This window comes from Agarivorans sp. QJM3NY_30 (genome assembly GCF_050870855.2).
Taxonomy (GTDB): domain Bacteria; phylum Pseudomonadota; class Gammaproteobacteria; order Enterobacterales; family Celerinatantimonadaceae; genus Agarivorans.
On the sequence record NZ_CP194038.2, the window covers coordinates 2,818,322 to 2,832,104 of the forward strand.

Consider the following 13,783-nt stretch of genomic DNA (forward strand, 5'->3'; position numbering starts at 1 on the left):
TGGCCACCTTTATTTTGCTTATAAAGGTGGCTCAAAAAGTAACATAGCCGCTATATGTTCCTTGCTACTTCATAAGCATCCCAGATCGCATACATAATATTTTGTACCTGCTTTGCATCCCCCAGCAAGTAGCTTTGCGGCAGCTCATTTCGCAAGGACTCGTAAAGATTACGTTGAGAATTATAACCAACCGCCAAAATCGCCGAATCCGCAGCCAGAACAGTTTCTTCACCATCGGAATTCTTCAATACAAAGCCTTGCTCAGTAGCCCCGGAAACCACGCAATTGGTCAGTAATTCGATATTCTTATAAGCCACTAAGTCCCGTAACATGTCTTCGTTCGCATGACATAATGGCCCTCCAATGGTGAGTATATCGCCTTGCATTTCCACCAATGAAACCTGCTTCCCTTGATCGGCCAACCATAAAGCCGTCTCACAACCAACTAGACCGCCGCCAATAATCAACGTCGATTGCCCCGGATCTTGATGACCAAGTAATACATCTTCAGCCGAATACACATTGGTTGCAGCATCAATTGCAAATGTTCTAGGTGTTGAACCGGTTGCAAAAATCACAACATCCGCATTTTGTTCAATAATCATCGCCTTACTTAATGGACTATTTAAATGCACATCTACTTTGAGATCTTGCAGCTCAGCTTGATACCAGTTTGCCAAATCATGATCATCTTCTTTAAAATCTGGTACCCCGCCCGGAATTAAGTTCCCGCCCAAACGCGATGCTTTTTCGTAAAGCTTAACCCGATGGCCGCGAAGAGCTGCAACCCGGGCCGCTTCGCAGCCCGCAGGGCCGCCGCCAACCACCAACACACTTTTTTGCTGATCGCTGTTCGTGATCGCATAGTCTAACTCTCGGCCACAGGCCGGATTTACCGCGCAGGAGATAACCGCATAGCTGGCCAATCGACCCATACATCCTTCTTGGCAAGAAAGACAAGGGCGCACCTTATTGAATTTATCGGCTCTAATTTTGTTGGGTATCTCTGAATCGGCTAGCAAAGGACGCCCTAAGGCAATAAAATCAGTTTGCCGTTCACGAATGGCTTGGCTTGCCAAATCAGGGTTTTCCATTCGCCCTGCCGTAATCACCGGCACCTGAAGTACTTCTTTCAAAATTTGATTATAAGGCAGGTATAAACCCTTCTCTTGGTACATTGGTGGATGTGCCCAATACCAAGAATCATAAGAGCCAACATCTCCGTTAAAAGCATCATAACCAGCGGCTTCTAAAATTTTAGCCGCTTCGATCCCTTCTTGAATATCTCGACCTTTTTCAACAAATTCTTCATTGGGTAAACCGCCCTTACACCAATCCTTAATAAAACTTTTGATGCTATAACGCAGTGACACCGGATAATCTGCCCCACACTCCGCCTTAATCGCTTGAACAATTTCAATCGCAAAACGAAGTCGGTTCTGCAAACTACCACCGTATTGATCAGTCCTTTGGTTAAAAAATGATATCGCGAACTGATCGAGTAGATAACCTTCATGGACCGCGTGAATTTCAATACCATCGAATCCGGCTTTTTTGGCTATTGCCGCCGACTCAGCAAATTTACCAACATAGCGATGAATTTCTTCTATGCTTAACTCCCGACACGTTACCTCGGGCAACCAACGATGTGGAATGGGTGATGGCCCTACCGCCGTATTTCCAACGATCGATGGAATACTCACACGACCGAAACCCGCCGATAACTGTAGAAATATTTTCGACCCATAAGCATGGATCCGCTCAGTCATCATCTTCGCGGTTTTGACAAAATTAAGCGGGTTTAAGGTGGGACAAGGCATGGAAGGTAAAGCGCATTTTTCTATTTCATTTTCAACCATGGTTACACCGGTAATAAGCAAGCCAGTACCGCCACGAGCCCGTTCTACGTAATATTCAACGCCTCTCTCATTAAACGAACCATCTGCGCTACATAAGCCTCCCGGCCCCATCGGCGCCATAACAAATCGATTTTTTATTTCTAAATTACCAATTTTAAAGGGTTCAAACAGGATCTTGTGATGTTCTTTCATGAGAAAGTTCCTCGAGTTAAAAAACAAAAGTGAACGCGTTCACCGAATGAGTTCACTATATATGTGTTCTTTGTTTTTTAATCATTATTTTTTGATTAACTGCAATAAGTTTGGAATAGATCAATAAACCATCGCCGGACTAAAAGCGTTTACAAAAAATTAGAGAGGAAAAGCGACACTGATCGCTGCTTTTAAGCAAGGGCAGCTTAGAACAAAGCCATGCCCTCGCATTGAAAATCTACATCCATTGCTGATTAGGCAAACAAAAAATACAATTTTAACTGTAAAAAACGCTCTCAAACGGTCGCATAAGAGTCACAGTGAGCCTCTTTCAACACATCGCTAGCGCGCTTAAACCCATGGACACATTGCTCGACTTACTATCCTCGATAACCGATGCCAAATACGCCGCCTTCACTTATTGCGTTGTAGCCAAGGCTAAAAATCAAATGACGGCTTGGCGCGTAGCGCAAGCCTAACTCTGCGCCCCATTTTTTTTCGATATCAGTTTGCCAAGTCGGCTGACAATCGCGACACATCGGCGTAATACCACTGGTATAGTGAATACTTCTTTCCAGCATGGCTCCACCGCCATAGATACTAAAATCGTGGCTTAGACTATAACTCAAGCCCAGCCTCAGCATTGTTGAGTCTTGCTGCGCCTCTGCTGGTTCACTCACAAGCAATGATTGTTGTTTCGACTTAGCATACCCAAAGTAGTAGCCCCAATTGGGATAAGCTCGGTCATAATGATTCAATGACAGCGTCACCCCCAACATCGGTTCGGAAACCTGCAAGTAATCGAGATAAACCGCCGACCAGGGCTGGTTTATGACTTCAATCGCTTGAGACTGAGCCATCGCAGGAGTCGTATTAGGCAGCACAACAAGCAATACCAGACCCCTTGTAATCAGTTTATTTAAAATACTGCTCTGAGAAGAAAACGCCAATATTTACACCTTTCATCAACAACATCCGTGTAAATATAAATGTCGATATATAAACCGATAATCGGTGAGTCGGTCAAATCAAAAAGTCATCAAAAATGGCACAAGCCTATACCTAGTCGCTAAATACATTTACAGTAGGCTAGTTACGGACAGGCTAGCCATTGATGCTGCATGAGTCGCGCTAATGCAGACCATAGTTTTATTTTAAGCTATTGATTAAATTCACGACTTGACTATGCTGAGAACATTAAATCAGCTTGAGGATGTCTCTATGTTTCAACTCACTGGCCGCAAGGTTATCGGTATTTTTCTGGTGATAGTCATCATCAATTATGTTTTTGCGGTAATTTGGAGTAGTGAGCCCGACCGTATCGACCTAAATAGCTACATGAAAGAGCAAGCACTGGCAAACAATGAACAAGTTGTGACGGGCTATGCGACATCAACCGCTTTGATATTTGTCGCTGAAACCTTATTAAATAAGTCGGGTGGCTACCTTAGCAACGACAAGATGCCACCGAGTGTTTTCATGGATAATATGCCCAGTTGGGAACTTGGCGCTTTAAACCAGATCCGCGATTTGTCACTGATCATGCGTAAAGATTTTAGCCGCTCTCAGGCTCAGTCAGAAGAACACCCTCAACTAAAAATCGCCCAACCAAAGTTTAATATCGATCATACTAGCTGGCAGTTTCCCAGTGCCGAAGGTGAGTACCAAGGTGCGATTAATGCCTTGCTCAAATATCGTAGCCAACTCGCAGACCCAAAAGATCCAAACGCTCAGTTCTATGCAAGAGCAGATAATCTGGTGAATTGGTTGAACGAAGTGCAGTCTCGTTTAGGCGGCATGTCACAAAAACTCTCAGCGTCAGTGGGTAGAGAGCGGATCAATACCAGCCTCGCTGGCGACGAAGGTGCCACTCAGTCTACGTTTGCGCCCTCAGAGTCTCGAGTCAAAACTTCTTGGTGGAAAATTGACGATGTATTTTACGAGGCGCGCGGTGAAGCTTGGGCCTTACTACATTTTTTCCAAGCGGTAGAAATCGATTTTAAAGGTGTATTGGAGAAGAAAAATGCCACCGTTGCGGTTCGCCAAATCGTTCGCGAGTTAGAAGCAACACAAGAGTCAGTATGGAGCCCAATGGTGCTAAACGGTACCGGTTTTGGTTTAGTGGCAAACCATTCGCTGGTCATGGCAAATTATGTGTCTCGTGCTAATGCCGCGATTATTAACCTAAATAACCTTCTCACGAAAGGCTAAGCCCTCTTCTAAGTAGAGCAGCGTTGCTTCACTGCTCTACTGCGTTTACACTTTGTTAACTTTTATTTTTTGGATAACATCATGGATAAACAACAAGCTATTGAAGCAGCCACCTTTCGTCAGCTACTGACTCATCTCGATCAGCATAAAGAAGTTCAAAATATTGAGTTAATGAATCTTGCCGATTTCTGTCGCAACTGCTTAGCCAAGTGGATGGTTGCGGCGGCCGAGGAACAAGGCGTGACTCTCGATTATTCCAGCGCTCAAGAAAAAGTCTACGGCATGCCTTATGCTCAATGGAAAGAGCATCATCAACAACCGGCTACCGAGGAACAACTGGCAATTTTTAACGCGAAACAAGCCGCAAAATCTTAGCCTCAACTGGAGCCCTATTAAAGAAGCCTATTGCAATGAACCGCGCTTAAGTTCGGTCCGTATATAAACAAACACAATTGTTCATTTGGTGACTTGAATGCCTAAATCGATCTTAATAAAAAGTAAGTTAGGCCATAATGCTAAGGCGCTAATTTTATTGGGTTCGTTATTGGTATTTGCGGCAATAGGCACTCTTTATGTACCAGCCGTGCTGGTTTCCTTAATCGCATCTATGTTGTTTTTTCTTGCCTATTTGGGCATTCGAGTGGGTCTCGCGAAGCTATTTCAACCCGTGTATTCAGTGGTATTATGTTACGACCACCTACAATTTCACCATCGTTACGGGGGATGGAGCCTTCCCTGGGGAAAGTTACAACGGATCGATATCCCTCGACTGCACGATGGGCTCAATTGGCAAGAGATGAATTATGTGGGATTGCGACTAACCGACCCAGACTATCTACTGGATACCTTATCGCCTCGCCTCGCCGCCCACCTACTCACCGAACAACGTAGCGCGCTCCTTGCGTCTTTACGACGCAGCTGCGCCCATTGCCAAGACAGCCAGGTGAGTGAGCATCTAATTGAAGATGACTACTACAAATCGGCGAGTGGTAAGATTTACACTGGATTAACTGGCATGTTTGCCAATCGCATGAAAAAACTCAGAGAATTAACCGGCTACGATCTATTAGTCGACCAGAGTATTTTAGACCGTGAGGCGCAAGACTTTGTAGTACTGGTAAGACGTTATAAAAGCCAAGCCCTACAAAGTCGCGACGGTTAATACCTGGGTTGATCACTACCTTCCACAGTACGAAGTAACTTTAAGCTCCACATATATTGTTCTGGCGAGCGTTGAATGAGTTTCTCGACTTCTTGATTCATCCGTAAAGTATCATCGGCCACGTCAGCGCTTGGATAATCTTGCATGGGTGGATGAATATAAAGTTTCACCTTATGTCGTTCACTATCATAACCAGCATAAATCGGTATCACTTTAGCACCACTTAACTTAGCCATTTTACCAAGTACAGGTAGCGTAGCTTTTTGGGTCGCAAATAATGGCGTCATCAGGCTGGCGTCTGGACCAAAGTCTTCATCGGGGAGGTAAATACAGCCGTAACCAGCACGTACCGCTTTAATTAAGGTTTTAATTCCGGCATCACGTTCAAAAATTACGCCGCCAAAACGAGTCCGTTGTTTGGTCATAACCCAGTCAACAATGGGATCACCCGTTTTTTTAAACATGGTGCACATCTGATGACCGCGGGTACAAAAATAGGTCCCTAAAAAATCTACCGGGTAAGTATGCGGTAACAAAACAATGAAGCGCTCATTATTCTCCAACAAGGCTTGAATATGTTCTTCGCCATCGACCTCGATACGATTTTGCAAATATGCCTTTGAGCGAACGCTCATTTCACCAAAACCTAAAATCAATTGCGCAAAAATCTGCACATTTTTTGCCATCAATTGTTCGCGCGCTGGCGCGTCCATATCAGGAAAACAAAGCGCTAAATTGGTGTCAGCGATGGCACGACGTTTTTTCAGGGCTTTTAAATTAAAAATGCGTTTAGCGATGGCAATCGCGCAACGGTCTCGTAACTTAACGGGGACGAAGGCAAACAATAAAATAAGTCCGCCAAGCAGCCAAGTGCCCCAATATTTTGGGGCTAACCAAGACCAAGAAAAAGAAATGAAAAACGCTTGTGAATCAAACTTTGCCATATAGCTATTCGCGCAACCCTGAAGCTAATCGATACTGCGCGTCAGTTTACTTTGCTTCGCAACGAAAGCAAGTCAGCAAATTGGCTCAGCCTAAAATTTGGCATGGTTTGTTTCAATACCCATCGCAACAAAATGGTCTAATTGTGGAGACATCAGCAAAGGCTCATCCTGCCACAAGATAGCTTCACGCATCTTGTCTCGTGCCTTAACAACATAGGATTCTGATTCTTTGGAACGCAACCAATGCTCCTTACTTGGCCACTGCGAATACGAGATCCAAGTCCCATCAGAGGCCTTATGTAAGCGCGAGCCCAAGGCACCACATTTATCGACATTAAAATGAATAATTTCCGACCACCCCTCTTTGAAAGATTGAATATGTTGTTCATCTAGTTTCCAACGAAACAATACAACAAACATTGGCACCCTCCTCTGTCACTTATTTATTCAATCAGCACATTCTCATACTATGGTGAAGACTAGTCAGAAAACTCAAGTGGGCTAAGCAAACTCTGCAACGCAGTTATCAATTAATTGCATTAATTCTAGTTTACGGCTTGGGGAAGCATAGCTCGCTTGCACCGCCGTTTTTGCAAGGTGGGTAATTTGAGCTTGCTTCCAATCAAAGGTTTCAGCGCAAGCTTGCATATTTTCCAACAAATAGCCGCCAAAATAAGCAGGGTCGTCGGAATTAATGGTAACCGCTAAACCGAGTTCAAGCATTTCAGGCAGAGGATGGTCGGCCAGCGCTTCAACAACTTTTAATTTAACGTTGCTAAATGGGCAAACCGTTAATGGCATCTTCGCCTCAACCAATTGTTGAACCAATTCAGCATCTTCTAAACAGCGAACCCCATGGTCGATGCGCGACACATCCAGCAGCTGCCAAGCATCCTGAACATTACTCGCGGGCCCTTCTTCTCCCGCATGCGCTACCCGCTTTAGGCCCAATTGCTTCGCTTGCGCAAATACGCCTTTAAATTTTTCTGGAGGATGGCCTTGCTCACTAGAGTCCAGCCCGACACCAATAATATGTTGAAGATATGGTTTCGCCGCCTCTAGCGTCGCAATGGCTGATTCTTCAGATAAATGACGTAGAAAACACAATATATACTCACAGCTAATACCAAACTGCTGCTCCGCCGCTAGCTTCGCTGCCACCAAACCGTTAATCACCGTCCCGATATCAACGCCCCTATCGGTATGAGTTTGTGGATCGAAAAACACCTCGCAATGCGCCACGTTATCTCGCTGACATGTTTCGAAATAAGCCCAAGCCAAATCAAAAAAATCTTGCTCCGTTTGTAATACATCAGCACCTTGGTAATACAGATCGAGAAATTCTTGAAGATTATTAAAGTTATATGCCTGCTTTAAGGCATCAACCGACGCATAGGGCAAGCGCATATTATTTCGTTCGGCTAAGGCAAACATCAGCTCTGGTTCTAAACTGCCTTCAATATGCAGGTGTAACTCTACTTTCGGGATTTTTTTAATCAACTCAGAACGATTCAACATCTAATGACTCCTTTTTGCCTAGCTTAACAAATCTTTCCAAGCTGTGAACTAACAAACCGTTTCACATCTGTCGGCTAAGCACCTAAATAACTATCAAGCAGTTAAATAAAAACTGGTTTTATTTGATTGATTTTATTGAAAATATAAATGCAGCATGGGTCTCTCACCAGAATCCAATTGAGAAATAACTTGTTTACCGCAATTAATCTTACAAACCAAAACCCGGCTTCTCTAGCGAAGGCCCGACTAGAGAGTCAACTTCCAAGCAATCGTTCAAGCAATGGCTTAGAGGATAGTTCTCAAGCAAATCATCTTTCTTCATCTCTTTTGATCGCGTGGGAGTTGGAGTAGCTAAAGTTTGGTATGTATTGTTTAAACAGACATCGTTATATCTAAGTGACTTAAGATCGGCCCCACCGCCAGCACTTAAGCTACATCAACATCGATTCGCCTCCCAAATTAAAAATGTCAGACCTTGTTCAATCCACGTAAGCTTAAATAAACGTTGCGGCGGAGCCACTTTTGTTAAGCCACAGAAGATTATTTTCCTAGACGCTCTGCAAAATAAGAGCCCTGATGGGTTGCTTGAATTTATCGCATCTCTCTTATCCCGGCAAACACTGGCCCAATATAAGCTCACAAATATTTAACATTAGTGATTTTTAGCTAGCCCTAAGCTAGCCCCCTAAGTTACTCTGAATCATAGATAATATTGCTAATGAGAGATGATGATGAGCAAAGCAGTTATTTGCGACATTGATGGTGTACTACTGCACGATAACCAACTAATCGAAGGTGCGAAAGCCTTTATCGAACGCTTACTCGCACAAAAAACTAAACTCGTTATTTTAACTAACTATCCAGCGCAAACTCCGCAAGACTTACAGAACCGTTTCCAAACCGCAGGGGTCGAAATACCCGAGAACTGTTTTTACACCTCTGCGATGGCAACCGCAGACTTTTTGAAAAGACAAGAAGGTAACAAAGCCTATGTGGTTGGTGAAGGGGCCTTAATTCATGAACTGTATAGTGCAGGTTTTACCATTACCGATATCAATCCGGATTTCGTAGTGGTCGGTGAAACCAAAAATTACAATTGGAATATGATTCAACATGCCGCCAAATTTGTCGCCGACGGCGCGCAGTTTATCGCCACCAATCCAGATACCCATGGACCCAATTTAACACCCGCCTGTGGCGCGCTGTGTGCTCCCATTGAACGCATGACCGGACGCCAGCCTTTTGTTGTGGGTAAACCCAGTGCCTGGATTATTCGAGCAGCCTTAAATAAAATGGGCGCTCATGCTGAAGAAACTATGATTATCGGTGATAATTTACGTACCGATATTTTGGCTGGGTTTCAAGCTGGCCTCGAAACGATTTTGGTCTTATCGGGCGTGAGCACTGAGCAAGATATTGATGTGGTGCCCTTTAGACCGAATTATATTTTCCCAAACGTTGCCGCCATCGACATCCTATAAAACGATAATTAAGGTATAAATGGATATTTCTTTACTTATCACGATTACTTTTTTGGCGGGTTTTATCGCCCACCTAGCACATTTACCACCACTAATTGGTTTTTTGGCGGCTGGTTTTATATTGCATAATATGGGTTTTGAACAAAATGAACTCATTTCGACCTGTGCTGATTTAGGGGTTACTCTGCTACTCTTTACCGTCGGTCTCAAACTCGATATTAAAACTCTCTTCAGACGTGAAGTTTGGGGCACCGCAAGCGCTCACATGCTAAGTAATATCGCGATATTTGTTGGCTTATTATCGGCTATAAAATGGCTCGGGATCACGAGTATTAGTGAACTCTCCAATACTGGTATTTTGGTATTAGCTTTCGCGCTATGTTTTTCCAGTACCGTGTTTGCGGTGAAAGTACTGGAAGCCAAAAGTGAAATGAACGCACTCTACGGCCGTGTTGCGATTGGTATTCTGATTATGCAGGATATCTTTGCGGTGATTTTTTTGGCCGCTACCACCGGTAAAGTCCCAACCTTGTATGCACCGCTATTACTATTACTGCTACCACTACGGCCGGTGTTATACAAACTTCTCAATCGCGTCGGTCATGGTGAGCTGCAGCTGGTTCTTGGTTTTTTTCTAACCTTTGTATTAGGTGCTAAATTATTTGATCTCGTCGGATTAAAAGCTGATTTAGGCGCTCTTATTATTGGCATGTTACTGGCTGGCCATCCAGCCGCCAGCGGTATGGCGAAAGCACTATTTAGCTTTAAAGAGCTGTTTCTGGTTGCGTTTTTCTTATCAATTGGACTATCCAGTGAGCTTAGTTTTGAATCCCTCTATATCGCATTATTTATCGTGCTAATGCTGGTATTAAAATCGGCGTTTTATTTACTATATTTACTACTATTTCGATTACGCTCGCGAACCTCGTTTCTCGGTGCAATGAGTTTGGCAAACTATAGCGAGTTTGGCCTGATTGTGATCGCCGTGGCGGTCCACAAGCAATGGTTAGATAGTTCATGGATGGCAACCCTCGCCTTGGCCGTCAGCATGAGCTTCTTAATCGCGGCCCCAATTTATAAAAATGCTGATATTATCTATCAGCTATTTCGACCTTGTCTGAAACGACTACAACGCACAAAATTGCACTTAGAAGACCAACCGATTGAGCTTGGTCAAATGCAAGTGGTCATCTTGGGCATGGGCCGGATTGGTGAAGGTGCCTACGATATGTTGCAACAACACTACCCTGATTTAGTATTAGGTATCGATACCGACTTGGAAAAAATTGAACATCAAATCGAAAGTGGTCGCGCGGTAATACAAGGGGACGCCACCGATTCAGACTTTTGGGAAAAATTAGCCCCCTCCCAAGACTTAAAGTTAGTTCTTCTTGCAATGCCTCATCACCACGGGAATCAGTACGCATTAAAACAACTTAAAAAGGGCTCTTTTACCGGTAAAATTGCCGCAATAGCCCAGTTTGCAGACGATGCTGAAAAACTAAAGCATCTCGGCGCCGATGAAGTATTCAACTTATATAACGAAGCTGGAGCGGGCTTTGCAGAGCACGTTCAATCACAACTCATTAATGATAATAAATCAGTAGAGCAAGACCCAAAAAGTAGCTAGAGATATGTAAAAACGGACAGTTTGTTACAATTTCGTTGTTTTCAGGCTTTTTTTAGCAAAAAAACTGATTCAGGGCTTGCAATAATTTCTGATATTGGCAAATTGAGAGCAATATTTGAGTAAATGGCGAAGCACCATTCACTCGAGGGTAAACACAAAGTAGTTAAGGGAAGAGTATGTGTTCCATATTTGGAGTTCTAGATATAAAATCTGATCTCAGTGTATTGCGTAAGCAAGCACTTGAGATGTCAAAACGTTTACGCCACCGTGGCCCCGACTGGTCAGGTATTTACACATCAAAAAATGCCATCTTAGTGCATGAGCGTTTATCTATTGTTGACGTAAATACTGGCGCACAACCTCTCTACAATCCCGAGAAAACTCACGCGCTTGCCGTTAATGGCGAGATCTACAATCACAAAGATCTTAAAACTCAACTCAATGTCGATTTTGAATTTCAGACCGAGTCCGATTGTGAAATCATTTTGGCCTTATACAAAGAAAAAGGGGTTGAGTTTTTAGATGACTTAAACGGTATCTTTGGTTTTTGTTTGTATGATGCAGAACAAGACGCTTACCTAATTGGTCGCGATCATATTGGGATTATCCCCCTATATACGGGCTACGACGAGCACGGTAACTTTTACGTAGCCTCAGAAATGAAAGCACTGACACCGATTTGTAAAACCGTCAGCGAATTCCCTCCAGGCCATTACTTGTATAGCAAAAACGGCGAGCCCGTTAAATACTACAAACGCGACTGGATGGACTACAGCAATGTAGAAAACAACGATGCCAGTGTAGAAGATCTAAAAGTAGCCTTAGAAGCGGCGGTGAAGCGCCAGTTAATGTGTGACGTTCCATATGGCGTATTACTTTCTGGCGGTCTGGATTCTTCGGTTATCTCTGCGATTACCAAAATGTACGCTGATAAGCGTATTGAAGATAACGATAACTCTGAAGCTTGGTGGCCACAACTACACTCCTTCGCGGTTGGCCTTGTCGGTTCTCCCGATCTTATCGCCGCACAAAAAGTAGCCACACATTTAGGCACCGTTCACCATGAAATTCATTTCACGGTTCAAGAAGGTATCGATGCGCTACAAGACGTTATCTACCATCTAGAAACTTATGATGTCACCACTATTCGCGCATCAACTCCAATGTACTTAATGGCACGTAAGATTAAAGCCATGGGTATTAAAATGGTATTGTCTGGCGAAGGTGCCGACGAGATCTTCGGTGGCTATCTGTATTTCCATAAAGCGCCCAATGACCAAGAGTTCCACGAGGAAACGCTGCGTAAACTTGAAAAGTTACATATGTTCGATTGTAACCGAGCCAACAAGTCTCTTGCCGCTTGGGGCATTGAAGGCCGTGTTCCCTTTCTAGACAAAGAGTTTATGGATGTGGCAATGCGCATTAATCCAAAAGCCAAAATGTGTGCTGGTGACAAGATTGAGAAGCATATTCTACGTGAAGCTTTTGAAGGTTATTTACCCGCAGAAGTCGCTTGGCGTCAAAAAGAACAGTTCTCTGATGGTGTTGGTTACTCTTGGATTGACAGTTTAAAAGAGCTGGTTGAGTTAGAAGTGTCGGATAAAGAGTTAGAGAATGCGGCCTTCCGTTTTCCAATTAATACACCCGATACTAAAGAAGCCTACTTCTACCGTTGTATCTTTGAAGAACACTTCCCACAGGACTCTGCAGCAGAATGTGTGCCCCATGGTAAGTCTGTAGCCTGTTCAACGGCTGAAGCGATTGCTTGGGATGCAAGCTTCGCGAATAATGCCGATCCTTCAGGTCGTGCGGTACTCTCGGTACACAACGAAGCTTACTAAGCTGTTTTAGACTTTAATTGCTTCAAGGCAAACAAAAACCGATGCGCTTGCATCGGTTTTTTTATCGTGAAAAATTACTCATTTTTATTCAGCCATACAAGCAACATAAGCCGTTGTAAAAGCAATTTCTTGGAAGGCTTTAAGACCCGTAGTGGAGAAATCTACAGGCATTGGGTTATCTTTAAGAACCTGTTTTGATTGTGTCGCCGAAATCAACACCACTTTAAGCTCACTAATCAACTCAATCGCAGCTTCTAGTTTAAAACCAACTGCGCCGCCAGCAAACTTACCTTTCATTGGCCGTTGCTTAATTGCAACAACTTCTACTTGATAATCACTCATTAGCTTCGCAAAGGCAAATTGAAACTCTCGAAGATCTTGGGTGCTATTAATGTTAGCCAGTGTTAATCGTCGCGCACGGCAATCAGGGATTAGAAACAAGCCATCATCGAGGCTCAATAGGCTAACAATTACTTCATTACTTTTTATTTCTACGCCACATACTTTCATATTCATACCCGTTAAAAATAGACCGTGCAATCAGTTTATTGCACAAAAAAGGCCGCTAAGCGACCTTTTATCGGTTCGCTGTGCAATATTAAAATGGCATTTTCATACCAGGTGGCATTTGCATGCCACCGGTCACTTCAGCCATTTTGTCTTTGCTGGTTTCTTCTACTCGGCGCACCGCATCGTTGACAGCTGCTGCAAGCAAGTCTTCGATCATATCTTTGTCATCGTCCATCAAGCTGTCATCAATCTCCACTCGACGCACATTATGGTTACCTAACATAACTACTTTCACTAGGCCCGCGCCAGCTTCACCGGTCACTTCCATTTTGGCGATTTCTTCCTGAGCGCGCTGCATGCGATCTTGCATTTGCTGCGCTTGCTTCATAAGGTTGCCCATTCCGCCTTTAAACATAACTGTTCTCTTCTCTTCGG

Annotated in this window: 13 protein-coding genes; 6 read left to right on the forward strand and 7 right to left on the reverse strand. The window is 43.7% G+C overall.

What is annotated here, in order from left to right; all coding sequences use genetic code 11:
• Positions 1 to 50: 50 nt before the first annotated feature.
• Positions 51 to 2,051: an oxidoreductase gene (locus ACRRSX_RS12865; RefSeq protein WP_432452790.1), complete on the reverse strand. Its 2,001-nt coding sequence runs from the start codon at positions 2,049 to 2,051 to the stop codon at positions 51 to 53.
• A gap of 380 nt (positions 2,052 to 2,431) precedes the next feature.
• Entirely contained in the window at positions 2,432 to 3,001 is a 570-nt protein-coding gene (locus ACRRSX_RS12870; RefSeq protein WP_432452789.1) for a TonB-dependent receptor, read from the reverse strand.
• Between the two features lie 271 nt (positions 3,002 to 3,272).
• On the opposite strand from ACRRSX_RS12870, the gene ACRRSX_RS12875 reads away from it, so the two are divergent.
• The 3 genes from ACRRSX_RS12875 to ACRRSX_RS12885 all read left to right on the forward strand — a co-directional run bounded on the left by ACRRSX_RS12875 (position 3,273) and on the right by ACRRSX_RS12885 (position 5,424).
• The gene (locus ACRRSX_RS12875; RefSeq protein ID WP_432452788.1) at positions 3,273 to 4,262 is read left to right on the forward strand and encodes a DUF2333 family protein; all 990 of its coding nucleotides are present in this window, start codon (positions 3,273 to 3,275) and stop codon (positions 4,260 to 4,262) included.
• A gap of 81 nt (positions 4,263 to 4,343) precedes the next feature.
• The gene (locus ACRRSX_RS12880) at positions 4,344 to 4,637 is read left to right on the forward strand and encodes a DUF1244 domain-containing protein (protein WP_432452787.1); all 294 of its coding nucleotides are present in this window, start codon (positions 4,344 to 4,346) and stop codon (positions 4,635 to 4,637) included.
• A gap of 97 nt (positions 4,638 to 4,734) precedes the next feature.
• Entirely contained in the window at positions 4,735 to 5,424 is a 690-nt protein-coding gene (locus tag ACRRSX_RS12885) for a DUF2982 domain-containing protein (RefSeq protein WP_432452786.1), read from the forward strand.
• Here the strand turns inward: ACRRSX_RS12885 and lpxM are convergent.
• The 3 genes from lpxM to ACRRSX_RS12900 all read right to left on the reverse strand — a co-directional run bounded on the left by lpxM (position 5,421) and on the right by ACRRSX_RS12900 (position 7,886).
• Complete coding sequence (gene lpxM / locus ACRRSX_RS12890) at positions 5,421 to 6,368, reverse strand: lauroyl-Kdo(2)-lipid IV(A) myristoyltransferase (protein WP_432452785.1); 948 nt, start codon at positions 6,366 to 6,368, stop codon at positions 5,421 to 5,423. The genes ACRRSX_RS12885 and lpxM overlap by 4 nt on opposite strands.
• A gap of 90 nt (positions 6,369 to 6,458) precedes the next feature.
• Positions 6,459 to 6,788 carry an antibiotic biosynthesis monooxygenase family protein gene (locus tag ACRRSX_RS12895; protein WP_432452784.1) on the reverse strand — a complete coding sequence of 110 codons (330 nt, stop codon included), beginning with the start codon at positions 6,786 to 6,788 and terminating at the stop codon, positions 6,459 to 6,461.
• 81 nt (positions 6,789 to 6,869) lie between these two features.
• Positions 6,870 to 7,886 carry an adenosine deaminase gene (locus tag ACRRSX_RS12900; RefSeq protein WP_432452783.1) on the reverse strand — a complete coding sequence of 339 codons (1,017 nt, stop codon included), beginning with the start codon at positions 7,884 to 7,886 and terminating at the stop codon, positions 6,870 to 6,872.
• Between the two features lie 731 nt (positions 7,887 to 8,617).
• On the opposite strand from ACRRSX_RS12900, the gene ACRRSX_RS12905 reads away from it, so the two are divergent.
• The 3 genes from ACRRSX_RS12905 to asnB all read left to right on the forward strand — a co-directional run bounded on the left by ACRRSX_RS12905 (position 8,618) and on the right by asnB (position 12,838).
• Positions 8,618 to 9,367, forward strand: a complete 750-nt coding sequence (locus ACRRSX_RS12905) for an HAD-IIA family hydrolase (RefSeq protein ID WP_432456174.1) — start codon at positions 8,618 to 8,620, stop codon at positions 9,365 to 9,367.
• Positions 9,368 to 9,386: 19 nt separating this feature from the next.
• A complete protein-coding gene (locus tag ACRRSX_RS12910; RefSeq protein ID WP_432452782.1) occupies positions 9,387 to 10,997 on the forward strand; it encodes a cation:proton antiporter domain-containing protein in 1,611 nt (536 codons plus the stop codon).
• A 176-nt stretch (positions 10,998 to 11,173) separates the two neighbouring features.
• Complete coding sequence (gene asnB / locus ACRRSX_RS12915; RefSeq protein WP_432452781.1) at positions 11,174 to 12,838, forward strand: asparagine synthase B; 1,665 nt, start codon at positions 11,174 to 11,176, stop codon at positions 12,836 to 12,838.
• An 84-nt stretch (positions 12,839 to 12,922) separates the two neighbouring features.
• Here asnB and ACRRSX_RS12920 read toward each other — a convergent pair whose 3' ends face one another.
• Positions 12,923 to 13,348 (reverse strand): DUF3010 family protein, encoded by a 426-nt coding sequence (locus ACRRSX_RS12920; protein WP_432452780.1) that lies wholly within the window; start codon positions 13,346 to 13,348, stop codon positions 12,923 to 12,925.
• 88 nt (positions 13,349 to 13,436) lie between these two features.
• Positions 13,437 to 13,763 carry a YbaB/EbfC family nucleoid-associated protein gene (locus ACRRSX_RS12925; RefSeq protein ID WP_432452779.1) on the reverse strand — a complete coding sequence of 109 codons (327 nt, stop codon included), beginning with the start codon at positions 13,761 to 13,763 and terminating at the stop codon, positions 13,437 to 13,439.
• Between the last annotated feature and the right edge of the window lie 20 nt (positions 13,764 to 13,783).

Coding starts and splice junctions, on each gene's coding strand:
- asnB (WP_432452781.1), top strand. CDS start 11,174: ATGTGTTCCATATTTGGAGTTCTAGATATAAAATCTGATCTCAGTGTA.
- ACRRSX_RS12925 (WP_432452779.1), bottom strand. CDS start 13,763: ATGTTTAAAGGCGGAATGGGCAACCTTATGAAGCAAGCGCAGCAAATG.
- ACRRSX_RS12920 (WP_432452780.1), bottom strand. CDS start 13,348: ATGAAAGTATGTGGCGTAGAAATAAAAAGTAATGAAGTAATTGTTAGC.
- ACRRSX_RS12880 (WP_432452787.1), top strand. CDS start 4,344: ATGGATAAACAACAAGCTATTGAAGCAGCCACCTTTCGTCAGCTACTG.
- ACRRSX_RS12910 (WP_432452782.1), top strand. CDS start 9,387: ATGGATATTTCTTTACTTATCACGATTACTTTTTTGGCGGGTTTTATC.
- ACRRSX_RS12875 (WP_432452788.1), top strand. CDS start 3,273: ATGTTTCAACTCACTGGCCGCAAGGTTATCGGTATTTTTCTGGTGATA.
- ACRRSX_RS12885 (WP_432452786.1), top strand. CDS start 4,735: ATGCCTAAATCGATCTTAATAAAAAGTAAGTTAGGCCATAATGCTAAG.
- lpxM (WP_432452785.1), bottom strand. CDS start 6,368: ATGGCAAAGTTTGATTCACAAGCGTTTTTCATTTCTTTTTCTTGGTCT.
- ACRRSX_RS12905 (WP_432456174.1), top strand. CDS start 8,618: ATGAGCAAAGCAGTTATTTGCGACATTGATGGTGTACTACTGCACGAT.
- ACRRSX_RS12895 (WP_432452784.1), bottom strand. CDS start 6,788: ATGTTTGTTGTATTGTTTCGTTGGAAACTAGATGAACAACATATTCAA.
- ACRRSX_RS12865 (WP_432452790.1), bottom strand. CDS start 2,051: ATGAAAGAACATCACAAGATCCTGTTTGAACCCTTTAAAATTGGTAAT.
- ACRRSX_RS12900 (WP_432452783.1), bottom strand. CDS start 7,886: ATGTTGAATCGTTCTGAGTTGATTAAAAAAATCCCGAAAGTAGAGTTA.